Here is a 2606-nt window from a genome sequence, read left to right on the forward strand (position 1 = left end):
GGCAATCTGAGCATCACCAACCATTTGCCCACCGGCAATGTTGCAGTGTCGGGATTTGCCACCGCGCCCGTCACGCCGAGCCGGCCAGTGCCAACGCAGTATCGGCTGACCGCCAACACGTCGGCGATTCAAGATGCCGACGGCTTGCCGGGCCCAAGCGGCTTCTCCTATCAATGGCAAGCACTGGTGGGCGCCGCGTGGCTGAACATCGCAGGCGCCAATGCTTCGACCTTTGCCCCGACCTCGGCACAGTTTGGTCAGCAGGTGCGAGTGCTGACCACCTACACCGACAATAACGGCACCGTGGAGCAATTGACTTCAGATCCGACGGAAGCGGTCGGACGCTTCATCGAGGGCACCAACTTCTTCAGCAATACCCTCAACGGCACCAACTATCAGGACATCCTGATGGGCTATTCAGGTAACGACGTGCTCAATGGCGGTCTCGGCTCGGATCTGCTGGATGGCGGTAGTGGCAACGACACGATGCGTGGCAATGCCGGTAACGACATCTATATGGTCGACGCCAATGGCGATGTGGTGCAGGAAAACCTCAATGAGGGCACCGACACTGTGATGTCGTCGATCAGTTACACCCTGGGGGCCAACGTCGAAAACCTGACCTTGCTCGGCTCGGCCAATATCAATGGCACGGGTAACGGTCTGGACAACGTCATCACCGGCAACAGTGGCAACAACCAGCTCACCGGGCTGGCCGGCAATGACACGCTGTCGGGGGGCGGTGGCAACGACACGATGCTGGCGTCGCTCAACGATGGTAACGACCATTATGACGGCGGCGCCGGGACCGACACCTATGACCTCTCCGCCACCTCGGCGGCGGCCACGGTGGATTTGCAGGCAGGCACCTCAACCAGCACTCAGACCGGCAGTGACACCCTGACCGGCATTGAAAACGTCAACGGTGGCTCTGGCAACGATCATATCCTGGGCGACAGCACCAGCAACGTGCTGCAAGGTCAGGGCGGCAATGACTGGCTGGACGGTGGCAGCGGCAACGACACGCTGGTGGGTGGGCAAGGCCTGGACAGCGTGTTTGGCGGCCTGGGGAATGACGCTTTGCGCGCCTCGGTCAACGACGGCAACGACAGCTACGACGGTGGTGGTGACAATGACACATACGACTTGTCGGGTACGTCGGCCAGTGCCACGGTCAACCTGGCGACCGGTCTGGCGAGCAGCTCGCAGACTGGCAACGACACGCTGATCAACGTTGAAAACGTGATCGGCAGCAGCGGCGCCAACACCTTGACCGGTGATGCTGGCAACAACGTCCTGACGGGGCAGGGCAGCAGCGACACACTCGCTGGCGGAGGTGGCAGTGACACGCTCGAGGGCGGCGGCAATCGCGACACCTTGTCCGGCGGCACAGGCAATGATGTGTTCGTGTTCTCTGCCACAGGCGACTCGGGAACGACGGTTCTCACGCGCGATGTCATCAATGATTTCACTCAGGGGCAGGACCATATTGATCTGTCGCTGATTGACTCGCGAACTTCCGGCGCCGGTTCGGCCGGTAATCAGGATTTCACGTTCCTCGGCGAATGGAATGGCGTGGGTACCGAGTTCAGCAATCAGTCACAACTGAAGTACCACTTCGTGAACGTTGGCGGCGTGGATCACACCTATGTGGAGGGCAATGTAAATTCGGGATCTGGAGCGGATATTCAAATAGATCTGGTTGGGCATGTTGCGCTGACAGCGAGTGATTTTGTTGGCGTGGTTTGAATCGGCAACCGGTAAAAAAGGCGCCCACCTCAGGAAAGGGGCGCCTTTTTCGTGAACGGCACTTGGCGGTCAGGGAATTGAGTTCGGCACAGGCTGAATCAAATCCTCACGCGAAGCCTTTCAGCGGTTGAGGAACGCCAGCAGATCCTCATTCAACGCCTGCGCATGCGTCACTGCAAACCCGTGCGGCGCACCGGCGTAGACCTTCAGTTCAGCGCCCTTGATCTGTGCCGCCGCCTGTTTGCCGGTGGTTTCGAACGGGACGATCTGGTCGCCGTCGCCGTGGATCACCAGGGTCGGCACGTCGATTTTGCTCATGTCCGGGCGGAAGTCGGTTTCCGAGAACGCGGTGACGCAATCCACTGTGCCTTTGAGCGAGGCCATCAGCGCGATGTTCAGGGTTTGCGTGAGCACGCCATCGGAGACTTTCTGGCCTTGGTTGGTGCCATAGAACGGTGCGGCAAAATCGGCAATGAACTGTGCGCGATCTTTCAGCAGGCCAGCCTTGATGCCATCGAACACCGACTTGTCGACGCCTTGCGGGAAGTCGGCTTTCTGGCCGAACAACGGCGTCACCGCACCCAGCAGCACCAGGCCAGCAACTCGCTCGCTGCCGTGCCGGGCGATGTAGCGGCTGACGTCGCCGCCGCCCATGGAGAAGCCCACCAGGGTGACTTCGCGCAGGTCCAGGTGCTTGATCAGCTGCGCGATGTCATCGGCGAAGGTGTCGTAGTCGTAACCATGCCAAGGCTGTTCGGAACGGCCGAAGCCGCGACGGTCGAAGGCAATGGTGCGGTAACCGCGGCTGCTCAGGTATTCCATCTGGTATTCCCACATGTCCGCATCCAGCGGCCAGC

General features: G+C 60.3%; 2 protein-coding genes. One reads left to right on the forward strand and one right to left on the reverse strand.

Annotated features, from left to right (window positions below; genetic code table 11):
* Nucleotides 1-1749, forward strand: a 1749-nt coding sequence (locus DBR24_RS00540; RefSeq protein ID WP_146188920.1) for a calcium-binding protein, incomplete at its 5' end; no start/stop codon positions are given.
* 120 nt (nt 1750-1869) lie between these two features.
* On the opposite strand, the gene DBR24_RS00545 is transcribed toward DBR24_RS00540, so the two are convergent.
* Nucleotides 1870-2606 (reverse strand): alpha/beta fold hydrolase (locus DBR24_RS00545; protein WP_146188921.1); only part of this gene is annotated, 737 nt, incomplete at its 5' end.

Source organism: Pseudomonas sp. HMWF006, from assembly GCF_003061205.1.
Lineage (GTDB): Bacteria > Pseudomonadota > Gammaproteobacteria > Pseudomonadales > Pseudomonadaceae > Aquipseudomonas > Aquipseudomonas monsensis.